Origin of the sequence: Haloplanus aerogenes, assembly GCF_003856835.1 — an archaeon.
In the GTDB taxonomy this organism is placed as follows: domain Archaea; phylum Halobacteriota; class Halobacteria; order Halobacteriales; family Haloferacaceae; genus Haloplanus; species Haloplanus aerogenes.
In genome coordinates this window covers 2,634,398-2,649,252 of the sequence record NZ_CP034145.1, presented here as the reverse complement: position 1 = coordinate 2,649,252, position 14,855 = coordinate 2,634,398, and the positions used below count along the sequence as shown (strand labels likewise).

The following is a 14,855-nucleotide window of genomic DNA, read 5'->3' as shown; positions in this document are numbered from 1 at the left end:
TCAGTACTCCTCCGGATCGATCTCCAAAATTAGATCGCCGCCCTTGAACGCCCGGACCATTCCGTCGGATTCGGAGAGGACGATGGCGATGGCGTTCGTGTCCCGCGTGATCGCGCCGCCGGCCATGTGGCGCGCGCCCAGTCCTTTGGGAATGTCGACGCCCTCGGCCGAGGGTTCGAGGTAGCGGTACGCGGAGACGATTTTCCCCGAGTCTGAGACGACGAACGCGCCGTCCAGCCGCGAGAACTCCTTCAGCATCACGTTCACGATGGGGTCGCCGACGTGGACGTGGCTCTTCTCGAAGGGGTTGTAGCTGAGCGGCCGGGACTTGTTCATCACCTTGCCCGCGTCGCCGACGACGAACAGGGCGCCCACCGGCTTGCCCTTCTGTCCTTTCTTCCCGAGGTCGATGGCGACTTCGAACACGTCGCGGATGACGCCGGGTTCGGCCCGGGAGTCGGTGAAGAGGTCGTAGATGCCGGAGCGCATCGACTCGTCGACGCGCACCCGGACCAGCGAGTCGGCGTCGATGTCGTCACCGAACATCGCGACGGTGCAGGCGACGGTGTCGCCCTCGGCGGCGAAGTCGTTTTCCATCGCGCCCTCAACGCCGAACTTGATCCGGTCGCGGACGTTGTCGAAATCGAGTGGGAGTTCGACGAAGGCGTCCGCGCCCACGCCGTTCTCGTCGGCGATCACCACCAGGTCTACGTCCACGTCCGCGAACCGCTCGTAGAACGCCGCCGACGGGGCAAACAGGAACAGTCCGTCGACGTCGTCCACGAGGTCACCGAGAGAATCGCGTAACGTCGCCATTAGCGGACGGACGAGACGCGGCGAAATAAAGGTTTATGGCCCGTCACACGCCTGTCATGCGTTCCTCGACCCGTTACTCGCGCAGGCGCTCGACGTGGTCGATCCGTTGCTGGACCAGGTCGGGTTTGCCGATGTCGTGTCGGATCCGCAGACCGTCGCCCGCAGCAGCGAGGGCATCCTCCGCGATGGCCTCCGCGTCCGTGATCGTCGCCGCGATGCCGACAACCGCGAACGCTCGCGAGGTGGTGGTGTAGAGGCCGTCCTCGCGAGCGTCGACGCTGGCGTAGAAGAGGAGGGCGTCCCCGTCGCCCTCGGCGGCGGCCGCCACGCTCTCCTCGTCCACCTCGATCAGCGCGCCGGATTCGGGTTCGGTCGGGTAGCCCGCCGGCACCGCGTACTTGCAGACGGTCGCCCGCGGGGCGAAGGAGAGGTCGGGAAGCGGGTCGCCGTCGCGCGCCGCCGTCAGCACGTCGAGGAAGGGTGTCTCGAGGACCGGCAGCGTGTTCATCGCCTCGGGGTCGCCGAAGCGGGCGTTGAACTCCACCACCCGGACGCCCTCGGCGGTGAGCATGAACTGGCCGTAGAGGATGCCCTTGTAGTCGGGGAGGGCGTCGACGGTGGCCTCCAGTACGTCGACCGCCTCCGCGTAATCCGACGCGTCCATGAACGGCAGCGTCGGATCGGCATCGCTGTAACTTCCCATCCCTCCTGTGTTCGGCCCTTCGTCGCCCTCGTAGGCGCGCTTGTGGTCTTGGACGGCGGGGGTCGTCCGTACGTCCCCGTTGGCGACGAACGCCTGCACGGTGAACTCCTCGCCGACGAGGCGTTCTTCGAGGACGACTCGCTCGTAGTCGGACTCGCGGAGGTACGCTTTGGCCTCTTCCTTCGTCACCTGGTCCCCCGTGACGCGGACGCCCTTCCCGCCCGTCAGGCCGGCGGGCTTGACCGCCAGGTCGCCGTCGTAGGCGTCGATGTAGTCGCAGGCGGCGTCCATGTCGTCGAACGTCTCGAAGTCGGGACAGCCCGGAATCCCCTCCGATTCCATGAACCGCCGTTGATAGGCCTTGTCCGTCTCGATGCGGGCCTCGTCGGCACCGGGGCCGAAGGTGTAGACGCCGGCGTCGTCGAGAGCGTCCGCGACTCCCGCCGCGAGCGCCGACTCGGGGCCGATCACCGCGAGCGTCGCGTCCACGTCGTCCGCGAAGGCGACGATTTCCTCCGCCTCCCGTTCGTCGATGGCCCGCATCTCCTCGGCCAGCGCCGCGATGCCCGGGTTGCGGTTGCTCGCGCAGGCGTAGAGGTCACAGTCCGGCGCGACGGCGCGGGCGATGGCGTGTTCTCGTCCGCCGCCGCCGACGAGGAGCACTGTCTCTGACATGGTCGATGCACCCCACGGAATCGGCCTAAACGTTGCCCTTTTGCTCCCCTTCCGCTCTCCGCTACGACTCCGCTGCCCCGACGACGAGTCCCGTCCGCCCGCCAGCGGCGGCGAACAGGCCGACGGCGAACAGCGCCGCACCCACGCCAGCGACGGCCAGCGGCAGTTCGTAGCCCACATCCAGTCGCGTCGCCGGCAGGGTGAACAGCGGCGGGCCGATGGCCTGTGCCCCGAGGATGACGCTCGTCCGCAGGCTCATGACGCCGCCGCGGAACTCGGGGCCGGCGAGCGCCGACAGCGCCGACGCGACGGAGGGAAGCAGGAGGCCGTGGCCGATGCCGAAGACGCCGAGGGCGAGGAGGACACCCGTCGCGGACCCGGCGGCCCACACGCCGACGAGGCCGAGAGCGTAGAAGCCGAAGCCGATGGTGACCATGCCGAGGTTCGACAGGTAGCGCGCGAACCGGCCGTTGAACACTGCGACCACCGCGGCGACCATCATCGCCCCCGTCACGAGGGCGCCGACCCGACCCGACTCCAGCCCGTACGTCTCCTCCAGCAGGAAGGGGACGGCGGTGAGGACGCCGCCGAAAAAGAGGGTGAAGCCCGCGAGCGTCGCGCCGTAGACGACGAGTGCCTGACGGGTGGGGAGCGAGGCGATGGCGGCCCGGATGTACGAGCCGTCGCGGCCATCGCTCGATGTTCCCTCCGCCTCCACCGCCGGCGCGTCGAGGTAGTAGTACACCAGCCCCGCGACGACGACGCTCGACCCGTAGAGGTAGAAGGGCGCATCCCACGAGCGCGCGGCGAGGACGCCCCCGAGGACCGGCCCAGCGGCGGCACTGAAGGAGATGCTCGCGCTGACGACGCCCATCACTGCGTTGCGCCGCGGGCCGTCGTAGTAGTCGCCGACGAGCGCGAGCGACAGCGAGGCGAGGATGCTCCCGCCGACGCTCCCTTGCACCGCCCGGAGGACGAGGACCATCCACAGTTCGGTCACGAGCGTCACGGCCACACCGGCGACGCCGTAGATGAGGAGACAGGGAACGACGATTCGTCGGCGGCCGAAGCGGTCGGCGTACATCCCCACGATGGGCGCGAGGAACGCCCCCGGCGCGGCGAAGGCGGTGATGACGAGGCCGCTGCGCGCGCTCGACACGTCGAAGGCGTCCGCGATGGCCGGGAGCGCCGGCCCGATGATGTTCACGTCGAGCGGTGCCACTGCCGCCATCGCGACGAGGAGATACAGTCGTGGGGAGCGCCACGGCACGCCCGTCGTCTCGTCGGAGTCCGGCATCGCTCGGGGCGTGGGCCGGCACCGTAATCAACGTTCGGAGCAACCGGTCGCCGCCAGCGTGGGCTACGTCGCGTGAAAATACGGGGACTCGCCGGTCACGACCCGTCGTCGTCGTCGGCGTCCGACGGCAGGAGGTCGTCCGGACTCCGATGGAGGGGGTCTTTCTCCAGGTGTTTCCGCATTCGCTCGCGGTCGTCGGCCGTAATCCGCGACGCCCCCCATTCGATGTCGTCGCGGGCGGCCGATATCCCCTCGTCGGTCTCGTTTGCGGTGTCCGGCTCCGTATCGCGTTCGTCCGCGCCACCGGCACCCGAAGCGGGGAGTACGCCGACGGCGGCTGCACCAACACGCGCCGTCACGAACACCGCGCCGGCGAGTACCACGAAGCCGACCATCAGGAGCGTGTGCGGTTCCATGGTGGACGGCATGCTCACTACACCGCGCCACGTAATCAATCGCGTCGACGTGAAAGCCGAGTCAGCTCGCTTAATCCGGGTTAAGTGGCAGTATGGACACCTTACCGGGTTGTCTCACTCCCGCTCCCGCAACTGCTCACGGTGCAGAGAGAGGATCAGATCCGCGAGCATGCCGAACATCAGCAGTTGGACGCCGACGAGGATGGCGAACGCGGCGACGACGGCGAGCACTTCGTGGGAGACGCGCTGGGTCACCCACTCGACGCCGACGTAGAGGGCGACCAGAAAGCCCGTCGCCGTCGACACCGTGCCCAGACTCCCGAAGTAGAAGAGGGGGTTGTTGGTCTTCGCCCGCCGGTAGAGTTCGAGGAAGATGATCCCGCCGTCGCGGATGGGGTGGAGGTTCGTGTTCGACCCCGCGGGCCGGGGGTAGTAGGTGATGGGAACGACCGTCGTCGGAATGTCGCGTTTGGCACACTCGACGGCCATCTCCGTCTCGATGCCGAAGCCGTCGGCCGTGAGATGCATCCGGTCGAACGACTCGCGGGTAAACGCCCGGTAGCCCGAGAGGATGTCGCCGAACGACTCGTGGTGAATGACGCCGAAGGCGGCGTTGATGAGGCGGTTGCCGACCCGGTTGAGAAACGTCATCGCGCCGGATCGCATGTCGGCGAAGCGATCACCGATGACGTGCGCCGCCTCACCGGTGCGGAGGGGTTCGAGCATCGCCTCGGCGTCGTCGGCGTGATACGTGCCGTCGCCGTCGAGCATGAGGACGTACGCGGCGTCGACGTGTTCTCTCACCGCCTCCCGGACCGCCTGCCCCTTTCCGGTGCCCGTCTGTTCGACGACACGCGCGCCCGCCTCGCGGGCGACGGCCTGGGTGTCGTCCGTCGACCCCCCGTCGACGACGAGCACGTCCGCGAAGCCCGCGTCGCGGAAGTCACGGACCACGTCGCCGATGGTCTCCCCCTCGTCGAGCGTGGGGACGAGGACGCAGACGTCGTCGGACCCGGACATACAGCCCCCTCGCCGGGGGAGCGGGAAAGTCGTTCCTATCCCGTCTTGTCGCGTCGGTCTTCTTCCAAGCGGGTAGCGACGCTTCGATATCCCTGCGTGGCTTGATTCGGACAGATACGAGCGGAAAATTCTACTTTGAGAATTTCATACTGAAAATGACTCGTCCTCTGTGGTTGAGGCACTCGCTAGGCCTGCGAGAGCGCGTTATTATCTTTTCATAATTGGTCTGAATGCCCGCAAGAAGTAGATCGATCGTCGTTTTGGATGGTTATAGAGATTCAAGGAGAATACTGGTGGCTAAAGCCACCAGATGAATCCGACATTTTAACTCACAAACCACGGTAGTACACACTGTGCGTGGGGAACTGGCAGTTGACTCGGTGTTTGCCACGGTTCGTAGCCGAAACCAAAAGGTAAGCCGACCACGCCGACAGTCGTTAAACAATCAGGTACCTCGAAGCCCTTCACAGGGTACGAGTAACGGCTTCGTGGCAGAGCCACTGGCTGACTGTCCCGCAAACCTTAGACCCCCAACGTTCAGGATTGACCTGCCCGGCCAACACCGGGTGGGAGGCCCGCGCCTTTAGGCGCGGGAGGATGTCACGGACATTGCGAGGCTACAAACTCGTCCATCAGACCCGGGCAGATGGTGAGGGGGGCTGTGTACCGTGTCTGATTCGGCGCGAAACGCCTGATACAGTCTCACAGCCTTCAGAAGACGGTTGAGACAGTCCCATCGTACAGCCCATTTGATCAGTATTGTCACAGCGCCTATCTCTAATCGGCAGACTGGATCCGATTATGAACCGTTGGCGACATCGCTGGCCGAGTGCGATCTGAGCAGGTGCCCCCGCTAATCAGTGGAGATCGCCATGCTCGTGGTGTTTCATCTCTCGATTGGTGTCGTCCTGCCGATCACGCCCTCATATCTGCATCTGTGATCCATCTTTCCACCAACTTGCGGGATCGATCTCGATCAGGAATCTTCCTAAACGTGTTCTCTACGCACTAGAGATTCTATCATGCCATCTCAGACTGTCTCTCCAATTATGAACACAATTCGGCAGTCACTGACGAGAGACAGTGCTGGAATGCTTGTCTACAACCGGGTAAGGCGAGTGCCTCGGGGCTTGACCCCGAGGTACTTCACTTCGGGCTGTACGTTGCTCTATAGTTGGTATACTGCCAGAGTCAGTTATCCCTGCGTTCCCGTTTCAGCACTCGTCCCGTCGGCTGTTTCCACTCCGCCATCTCTGTCCGTAATCCGCCGTTCGGCCTCCTCGCGGTCCTCGGGGTAGCCCACGTCGATGCGCCAGCCGTCCATCCGGATGGCGTCGATGGTGCGTCCGCTCTGGATCAGCAGGTCGATGGCGTCCGGGAGTTCGTACTCGCCGCGGTCGGAGGGCTGGACGAGGTGGCAGGCGTGGAAGATGGCCGGCGTGAACGTGTAGAACCCGGTCATCACCAGGTTGGAGGGCGGATCGTCGGGCTTCTCGACGACACGTGTGATCTCGCCGTACTCGTTGGTGTCACAGACGCCGTACCGGGACGCCTCGTCCCACGGCACCTCCTCGACGAGGAAGGCGGCGTCGGCGCGCTCCTCGGCCTGTCGGTTCACCACGTCGCCGAGGTTCGCGTCGAAGACGTTGTCGCCGAGCATGAGCATGAAGTCGTCGTCGATGTACGGCTCCGCCGTCAGGAGCGCGTGGGCGAGCCCCAACTGCTCGCGCTGGTGGGCGTACGTGATCGGCACGTCGCGGTACGCGTCGTCGTAGCGCTCCATGAGCTGTTCTTTCTTGTAGCCGACGACGACGACGAACTCGTCGACGCCGATGTCGATCAGGGCGTCGAAGGCGTACTCGATGAGTGGTTTGTCGTCCACATCGACGAGCACCTTCGGTTTGTCCTCCGTCAGCGGGCGGAGACGGGTGCCCTTGCCGGCGGCGAGGATGACGGCTTTCATGATTCGGCAGTGACCGCCGCGGAGCCAAATACTTTCGGCTCCGGTTCTCTCGTTCGATTACTGGCGCTCGCCGGACCGGACGGTCCCACCCGACCCGGGGAACGATACGTATTTGAAGCCGACGGCGGAGGGTGTAGGCGAGATGGCGACGGCGAATCCGAACGTCCTGTTGGTCGTCCTCGACAGCGTTCGTGCCCGGAACACGAGCCTCCACGGCTACCGACGGGAGACCACCCCGCGACTCGACGCGTTCGCGGATCGGGCGACTACGTATAGGCAGGCGCGGGCGCCGGGCATCCACAGCCTCGCCAGTCACGCCAGCATCTTTTCGGGCGCCCACGTCGCGGCCCACGGCCTGACGAGCCACGGCGCGCAGATCGATCCCGGCCGAACCGTCTGGGCCGACCTCGCCGACCGCGGCTACGACACCGGCTTTTTCACCCCCAACGCCGTCGTCACGCGCTCCTCGAACTTCGGCGACGCGTTCGACACCGTCGTCGGGCCGAAAGAACGCCAGTCTGCACCCTTCCCCGACGCGCTCTCGCCCTCGACCGTCGAGAACATCAACGACACGTCCTACGTCGACTACCTCCGCCTGTCGCTCACGAGCGGCCGACCGATTCGCTCGCTCGTAAATGGCGCCGCCGAACTCGCCTACGACCGGCTGGATCGCTTCGCTGTCGACGAATCCGGGGCGACGTACGTTCCCGAATTCCTCGACTGGCACGCCGATCGTTCGGGGCCATGGGCGGCCTGTCTGAACCTGATGGACGCTCACTACCCGTACGTCCCGGACGACGAACACGACCGCTGGGGCGGATCGTACCTTCAGCGCCTCCACCGCGAGACTCGCGGTCCCTACTCCACGACCTTTCTCTCGGGCGAGTATCTCTGGAAACTCCGCGCGTTCGAGGCGCTGTACGACGGCGCGATCCGACAGGCCGACGCACACGTCGACCGCCTGCTCGGGGCGCTGAGAGAGCGGGGCGAGTTGGACGACACGCTCGTCGTCGTCACCAGCGACCACGGCGAAGGGTTCGGCGAGCCGAGCGAACTGGAGCCGACGGTCGAACTCGTCGATCATAGCTGGGGAATTTCCGAGGAGGTGACGCACGTCCCGCTGGTAGTCAAGTATCCCGGCCAAACCGAGGGCCGGACGGTCGACCGCCCGGCCACACTGACGCGGTTCCCGGCGGTGGTGCGGGCCGCCGTCGACGGTGAGGGTGCGGCGGAAGCGGACGCGACCGACGGCGACCGCTCGTTCGCCCCCGACGGCCCCGTCCTCGTCTCGACGGAGCGCGTCACGTCGCCGAGCGAGGAACTCCCCGACGCCTGCCCGAACCCCGAGCGGTACGCCGGCCCGTGGCGCGCCGTCTACGAGTGGCGCGACGGCGCGGTGTGGAAGTTCTCCCGGCGGGGCGACAGCGCGCTGACGCAGGTGATTCCGAATGCGCTCGAACGGCAGGTGATCGAACGCGACGAGGACGTGACGAGCGAGGTGTTCGACGCTATCGAGCCCGATCCGACCGTCGCGGCGGGGAATCGCGACCTCGACGCGGACGTACAGAGCCACCTGAAAGAGTTAGGCTATCTCTAGTCCCAAACGATACGTATTTGAAGCCGACGGCGGTGGGTGTAGGCGAGATGGGGAACCCGAACGTCCTGTGTCTCGTCCTCGACTGCCTGCGACTCGACGCGATCACCGAGGCCGATGCCCCCACTATCCACGCCCTCGCCGAGGAGAACCTCTCCTTCGACGCCTGTGTCACCCCCGCGAACTGGTCGCTTCCGGCGCACGCCTCGCTTTTCACCGGCGAGTGGCCCCACGATCACGGCTACTACCATCGCGAACACCACCTCGATCACCTGCCGCTGATCGAATCGCTGACCGCCGACGGCTACGACACCGTCGGCGTCACCGCCAACATCTACGCCTCCAGTTCCCACGGGTTCGACCACGGCTTCGACCGCTTCTACGAGACGCGCCGCCCCCTGAATCCGTGCGGTCTCAATCCCTTCGCGAACGTCCGGGAGCTTCAGGAGGACCGCACGCCCCGCCCGCGGGACTACGTGCAGACCCTCGTCGACGCCGCGACCCACGACCGGCCGCTTGCCAGCCTCGACAACTTCGCCCGCGCCGTCGCGCTCGAACTCGACCGGCGGTACGCATACAGCGACCACCTCCCGTTCGTCGACACCGACTCCTACGGCTTCCTGACGCGGGCGTCGGACCGGTCGACCGACCTCCTCGCCGACGAGTTCGCGCGGACCGCCGACCGCGACGCCCCGCTGTTCGCGTTCGCGAACTACATGGACCCCCACTACCCCTACGAACCGCCCGAAGCGCATTTCCGGGCGGTGACGGACGGCCGGTGGACCCTCGACGACCTGCGAACCATGTCGCCGAACTTCTCGAACGCTCGGCAGTTCCGGAACGCTTTCTTCGCCGGCGAGGTCGACGAGGAAGCCGTCGAACTCGTGCGTGCCGCTTACCGCGCCGAGGTTCGGAGCGTCGACGAACAGATCGCCCACCTGCTCCGAGCGCTCGAAGACGCAGGCATCCGCGACGAGACGGTCGTCGTCATCACGTCCGACCACGGCGAGGGCCTGGGCGAGACCGACCTGCGCGGCGAGCGGAGCATGGGCCATCTGGACGCCCTGAACGAACACCTCTGGACGGTGCCGCTGATCGTGGCACACCCAGACATCGAGGCCCGAACCGTCGAGGATCGGGTGTCGCTCCGCGCGCTCTACGATCTGCTCACAGGCGACTTGGGTACGTTCGTCGACGCCGGCGGCGCCATGTGGGCCGACTACTTCGACGACGACCCCGTGTTCTTCGAACTTCCGGCGAACCCCTACCACGAGGAGTCGATGCGGAACTACGACCATTTCGAGGACTGGTTCGTCGAACGGGAGTCGCTGACGCACACTGTGATGGGGTTCGACGGGGAGTGGAAGGTCGTCGCGGACTCGCGGGGCGAAGTGGACGCGTATCGGGGGTCGGACCCGGCAGACGTGGCGGCCGCCCCCGCCGACCTGCGCGCCGCCTGTGAGGACGCAGTATCGCGGTTCCCGGCAGTCCAAGGTGACGTAGAGAGCGATCTGTCCGGCGACGTGGAACAACAGTTGCGGGACTTGGGGTACGTGTAGCCCGGACGCCGTGATCCGAACGATTCGCCACCCTGTCCGACCGAGCGGGAGGCAGCGACACCAATGAGAATCGGCCAAACCTCGCTGATAGTCTTCGTCTCGAAGATCGCCGGGTCGATCGCGGGTTTCGTCGCGACGCTCTACTTCGCCCGCGAACTCGGTGCTGGCGTTCTCGGCACCTACTCGCTGGTGCTCGCGGTGGTGGCGTGGGTCGGGATCGGCGGGAAAGTGGGTGTCACCGCCGCCATTCGAAAGCGGATGAGCGAGGGCGAGGATCAGGCCGAGTTCTTCACTGCCGGCCTGTGTTTGATGATCGGAATGTTCGCGGTGCTGTCGCTGGTCCTGTATCTCCTCCGTAACCCGGTGGCGATGTACATCGGAGAGCCAGTGACCGGGTTCGTCGTCCTCATCCTGTTCGCCACGCTCCTGAATTCGATGAGCGGAGCGACGCTCGCCGGCAGTCATCTCGTCCACGTGCAGGGCGTGCTGACGCCGGTCCGGATGACGGTCCGGAGCCTCACGCAGATCGGACTGGTGTTTCTCGGCCTTGGGCTGACCGGAATGCTCGCCGGTCACGCGGTTGGCTACGCACTCATCGGGGCTGTGGGTGTCTGGCTCGCCCGTCCGTCGCTCCGGCTTCCCGCCCGACATCATTTCGCCGAACTGTTCTCGTACGCCAAGTTCGCGTGGCTCGGCTCGGTCGAACGGCGGACGTTCGGCTGGGTCGACGTCGCGGTGTTGGGCCTGTTCGTCACCTCCGACCTCATCGGTGTCTACTCCGTCGCGTGGACGATCAGCACCTTCCTGCTCACGTTCGGCACCTCGATCAGTAGCGCGACGTTCCCCGAGATCAGCAACACTACTGCCGACGCCGCGAACCAGGCCGCCGCGCCGATTCTCGAAGACTCTCTGCGTTACGCCGGCCTGATACTCATTCCCGGTCTCGTCGGGACGGTCATTCTCGGTTCCCGAATCCTCCGCATCTACGGCACCGAATTCACCGTCGGTGAGACGGTGTTGACACTGCTCGTCGCAGCCGTGTTGCTCCGCTCATACCAGAAACAACTCATCACGACGCTCGGTGCCATCGACCGCCCCGACCTCACGTTCAACGTCAATGCAGCCTTCATCGGCACGAACACGCTGTTGAATCTGGGGCTCGTGTATCTCTACGGATGGGTCGGCGCCGCGGTCGCCACCGCCCTCTCGGCCGGCATCGGGACGTTACTCGCGTACCAGTACGTCATGCGGCTGATCGACTTCGACTTTCCCTACCGTACGATCGGAAAACAGGTCGTCGCCGCGGCGGTGTGTGGGGCCGTCGCGTACGGTGGCCTCTGGATCGAGGAGACCTACAAACTCCTCCAGCACAACTTTGCGCTCGTCCTCCTGCTGGTCTGTCTCGGTGCAGGCGCGTATTTCGCGGTGCTGTTCGGTATCTCGGCGGAGTTCCGCTCCACGATCCGAGACAACCTGCCGGCAAAACTCGTAGCGGTGATCTACTGACCGGGCTCCGCGAACGGTATCGCGGGACGCTTCGGTGAGTGGCGGTCGCGCCGTCAATAGCGGAACAATCTCCGAAGCCCGTCGTGGTCGCTTCCCTCGAATGCGTAGCTTTCTCGGTCTTCGATCCAATCGTCGCCAAGGGGTTCCGACGAAGGAGCGAACACGACTTGGAGCAGGTCGCGGTGGTTTCCCTCGGCCGGGATGCCGGCCCGATGGAGGTTCGTGTTCGTGTTACAGAGCGCGGCGCTTCCGGCCGGCCCGGTAAACTTGTGAATCTCTCTCGCTTCGGCTCGCACCCGTCCGTTCGGGACGCCGTCACGACTCCGCTTGTAGTCATTCGTGATGCTGAGCGAGTCGGCCGTCGACACCGCGTGGAACGGCCCGTTATTCTCGTCGACGTCGGTCAAGTAGACGAACAGTTTGACGTGATCCGTGGTGTGGGGATCGGTGTGCCAGTAGTTGGAGAACACCTCCGACGACTCGACGACTTCGGGAGGAACGTGGTGGTTTCGCCACATGTTGACGCGAATAGGCTTGGTCCACGTGCCGTAGTAGCCGTGGAGAACCTCAAGGATGTCCGATGTGACGACGTTCGCCACTGCCGGAAACTCCTCGGCGAGATCGAACGTCGTACTGTCGATACCGAACGAGTAGTCGGTGCCGTTCGCGCCCCGAGTGTACGTGTACGATTTTTCGCCGATAATTTCGTCGAATCGAGACTTTATTTCGCTGATCGTCGACTGATCGTACGGTTGCCCGAGTTCGGCGATCCCTGCCTCTCGGAGCCTCCGTGCTTCCGACTGGATCGACGACTGGCCGTTTGACCCCGATAGCTGCGCTCGCTTGATCGCGAGGTTGCCAGCGAGTGAACTCGATAGTTTGTTCGAGTGGCCGAACACGTCGCGCCCGAGGCGGTAATCGGCACGCTTGGTCATGGTTCGCGCGAAGCGGACGACGCTCATAGGGTCGTTGACGACTTTCTGTGCTGTCGAGAGCATTGTTTATTTCGTTGCCTTCAGCCGGTAGAGGTGGACTGACTCACCCCGCTTTTCGTATTTCCGTTCGTCGAACCGCTCTAGTTCGAAACCGCACTCCTGCAACTCGGCTTCCAGTTCGTTGGCCGAGCCGCCGAAATCCTCCAACAAGTACGCGTGGACTTCGCAGATGACGGTCCGGCACTCCGGATGGGACAGCGTCTCCTTGAGCCCCTGAATCGCTTTCAACTCTGCACCTTCGATGTCGAATTTGACGACGTTCGGGATTGGAAGGTCGTCTTCTTCGATCAGTTCGTCACCTCGTCGTGTTTTGACCATGACGCGCTCTTGGCGCTCCTCCCAAAATCTGGAGGCTTCGTTCTCTGGCGCGATGGCGTTCGATGATCCGGCCTCCACCTCGTCCACCGGAACTCGGAATTCGATCTCTCCGTTCTCGTCCGAGAGCGCGTACTCGAGGACCATTCCTGAGATGTCGTTCAGTTCCAGATTTGCCCGGAGCGCGTCGGCGTTGACCGGCAGGGGTTCGAATGAAATGATTTCTCCGGTCGAGAGTGTCTGTCCGACCAGACAGGAGACGCTACCGACGTTCGCACCGATATCGTAGAAGACGTCGTCAGGCCGTATTTCGTCGAACAACGACGACATCAACTCCGTTTTGATCGATGTCGCCCGTCGGTACTGGAGCCGCGTCGCCGTATGGAAGGTGGCCTCGACTCCCTGAAACTCTTTCGTGTACGTGTCGGGCTGTGTCGCACGGTCGAGCCGGTCGTAGAGACCCGTGACGTGCTGTTGAAGACCTAGCCGCTCCATCGTTCGTCTTATCCGGTCGCCGTACGCCCGTCTCGTTGCCAGTAGAGCCCGCCGTGTTAATTGTTTCATCGGATCGATATGTTCGTGATTGCTCCGCTTCGGGCGGAATAATCTCAGGGAAGGTATTAAGACTTCGTGTAAATTACCGCGCTTGATGTCGAACCACGCCACCTGCTACATTTAATTCCTAGAGACACAACTACCGCCCATGTCGACGGTTCTCGCTGTGGTTGCCCATCCCGACGACGAAACCATCGGCGCTGGCGGGACCCTCGCCCGACACGCCGCCGCTGGCGACGATGTCCACATCCTCGTTCTCGGCGATGGCGTGACCTCACGATACGACGAGCGAACGCCGGCCGCCGAGGCAGAGATCGAACGCCGGCGCGACCGGGCGCGCTCGGCGGCCGAAACGCTGGGCGTCGACTCGATTACGTTCGACGACTTCCCGGACAACGCCTTCGATTCGCTTCCGCTCCTCGAGTTGACCCAACGCGTCGAGACGGCCCTCGACCGGCACGATCCCGTCACGCTGTACACGCACCACTACGGTGACTTGAACGTCGACCACGAGCGCACGTGCCGGGCGACGATGACCGCCGCCCGGCCACTGTCCGACTCGCCTGTTGACGAAATCCTAGCGTTCGAAACCCTTTCCGCCACCGAGTGGAGCGTTCCCTCGGTCGATGCAGTGTTCCAGCCGACCACGTTCGTCGACATCGGCGATACGCTGGAGACGAAGGTGGCGGCGATGGAGGCGTACGCCGACGAGGTGCGTGACCCGCCACATCCTCGATCCGTGGACGCCCTCGAAGGGAACGCCCGTCTCTGGGGGCACAAGAGCGGAATGACCGCCGCCGAGGCGTTCGAACTGCTCCGGGAGCGACGCTAACGTTCTTAAGCCTCAACTGAAAATGGGGCGCATGTCCAGTTCGTGTGCGTTCTGTTCCGGTACGTTCTCACCGGACGAACTGTTATCGCTCGACGGGGCGTCGTCGCCCGTGTGCCCGGCGTGTTACGAGTTGGCCGAACCGTCGACTGACGCCGCCAGCTTGACCGTCGGCCCGATACAACGGGCGGATCTGGAACTCGTCCTCGCGTGGCGAAACAACCCCGTTATTTACGAGCATTTCGCCGAACAGGACGGTCCGATCCAGTGGGCGGATCACGTCGACTGGTTCGAGAGTCGTCCCCCCACCCGCCGCGACTACGTCGCCAGCTACGACGGTCGGCGTATTGGCGTCGTCGCCGTCGACGCGTCGGATTTCGTCTCCATCTACATCGCCGAGTTGACTCTGTGGGGCGAGGGCCTCGCCACACGACTGCTTGACTGGCTCACTACCCGTTTCCACTCGATGCGTGATCTGCAGGCCGAGATTCACGCCAACAACGAGCGATCCCAGCGGCTCTTCGAACGCTGTGGATTCGAACGAACCAATCGTGAGGACGACTGGTACGTCTACGCGTACGTGGGCGACAGCCAATGATCGCCGAGGTGGTT

The 14,855-nt window shown here is 64.5% G+C and carries 13 protein-coding genes; 5 read left to right on the top strand and 8 right to left on the bottom strand.

Translation table 11 applies throughout. From position 1 onward, the window contains the following. The 6 genes from dacZ to aglF all read right to left on the bottom strand — a co-directional run bounded on the left by dacZ (position 1) and on the right by aglF (position 6,890). Entirely contained in the window at positions 1-816 is an 816-nt protein-coding gene (dacZ, locus tag DU502_RS13615) for a diadenylate cyclase (RefSeq protein WP_121920299.1), read from the bottom strand. Positions 817-889: 73 nt separating this feature from the next. Continuing rightward, positions 890-2,194 (bottom strand): phosphoribosylamine--glycine ligase, encoded by a 1,305-nt coding sequence (purD, locus tag DU502_RS13610; RefSeq protein ID WP_121920300.1) that lies wholly within the window; start codon positions 2,192-2,194, stop codon positions 890-892. 61 nt (positions 2,195-2,255) lie between these two features. Further along, on the bottom strand, positions 2,256-3,491 hold the full coding sequence (locus tag DU502_RS13605; RefSeq protein ID WP_121920301.1) for an MFS transporter: 1,236 nt from the start codon (positions 3,489-3,491) through the stop codon (positions 2,256-2,258). Between the two features lie 95 nt (positions 3,492-3,586). Further along, positions 3,587-3,919: a hypothetical protein gene (locus DU502_RS13600; protein WP_121920302.1), complete on the bottom strand. Its 333-nt coding sequence runs from the start codon at positions 3,917-3,919 to the stop codon at positions 3,587-3,589. A 102-nt stretch (positions 3,920-4,021) separates the two neighbouring features. Then, on the bottom strand, positions 4,022-4,927 hold the full coding sequence (gene aglJ, locus DU502_RS13595) for an S-layer glycoprotein N-glycosyltransferase AglJ (protein WP_121920303.1): 906 nt from the start codon (positions 4,925-4,927) through the stop codon (positions 4,022-4,024). A 1,195-nt stretch (positions 4,928-6,122) separates the two neighbouring features. Next, positions 6,123-6,890 (bottom strand): UTP--glucose-1-phosphate uridylyltransferase AglF, encoded by a 768-nt coding sequence (aglF, locus tag DU502_RS13590; RefSeq protein WP_121920304.1) that lies wholly within the window; start codon positions 6,888-6,890, stop codon positions 6,123-6,125. 142 nt (positions 6,891-7,032) lie between these two features. Here aglF and DU502_RS13585 point away from each other — a divergent pair, with 142 nt between their 5' ends. The 3 genes from DU502_RS13585 (at position 7,033) to DU502_RS13575 (ending at position 11,549) form a co-directional block, all read left to right on the top strand. Continuing rightward, positions 7,033-8,487 (top strand): sulfatase, encoded by a 1,455-nt coding sequence (locus tag DU502_RS13585; RefSeq protein WP_121920305.1) that lies wholly within the window; start codon positions 7,033-7,035, stop codon positions 8,485-8,487. A 47-nt stretch (positions 8,488-8,534) separates the two neighbouring features. Beyond that, on the top strand, positions 8,535-10,043 hold the full coding sequence (locus DU502_RS13580; protein ID WP_121920306.1) for a sulfatase-like hydrolase/transferase: 1,509 nt from the start codon (positions 8,535-8,537) through the stop codon (positions 10,041-10,043). A gap of 63 nt (positions 10,044-10,106) precedes the next feature. Further along, positions 10,107-11,549: an oligosaccharide flippase family protein gene (locus tag DU502_RS13575; RefSeq protein WP_121920307.1), complete on the top strand. Its 1,443-nt coding sequence runs from the start codon at positions 10,107-10,109 to the stop codon at positions 11,547-11,549. A 53-nt stretch (positions 11,550-11,602) separates the two neighbouring features. Here the strand turns inward: DU502_RS13575 and DU502_RS13570 are convergent, their stop codons facing one another. Both DU502_RS13570 and DU502_RS13565 read right to left on the bottom strand, forming a co-directional pair. Continuing rightward, entirely contained in the window at positions 11,603-12,547 is a 945-nt protein-coding gene (locus DU502_RS13570; RefSeq protein ID WP_121920308.1) for a phytanoyl-CoA dioxygenase family protein, read from the bottom strand. Between the two features lie 3 nt (positions 12,548-12,550). Beyond that, a complete protein-coding gene (locus DU502_RS13565) occupies positions 12,551-13,525 on the bottom strand; it encodes an FkbM family methyltransferase (protein ID WP_124897084.1) in 975 nt (324 codons plus the stop codon). Positions 13,526-13,562: 37 nt separating this feature from the next. On the opposite strand from DU502_RS13565, the gene DU502_RS13560 reads away from it, so the two are divergent. Both DU502_RS13560 and DU502_RS13555 read left to right on the top strand, forming a co-directional pair. Further along, complete coding sequence (locus DU502_RS13560; RefSeq protein ID WP_121920310.1) at positions 13,563-14,246, top strand: PIG-L deacetylase family protein; 684 nt, start codon at positions 13,563-13,565, stop codon at positions 14,244-14,246. A gap of 31 nt (positions 14,247-14,277) precedes the next feature. Further along, positions 14,278-14,841 (top strand): GNAT family N-acetyltransferase, encoded by a 564-nt coding sequence (locus DU502_RS13555; protein ID WP_158601162.1) that lies wholly within the window; start codon positions 14,278-14,280, stop codon positions 14,839-14,841. The last annotated feature ends 14 nt before the right edge of the window (positions 14,842-14,855 follow it).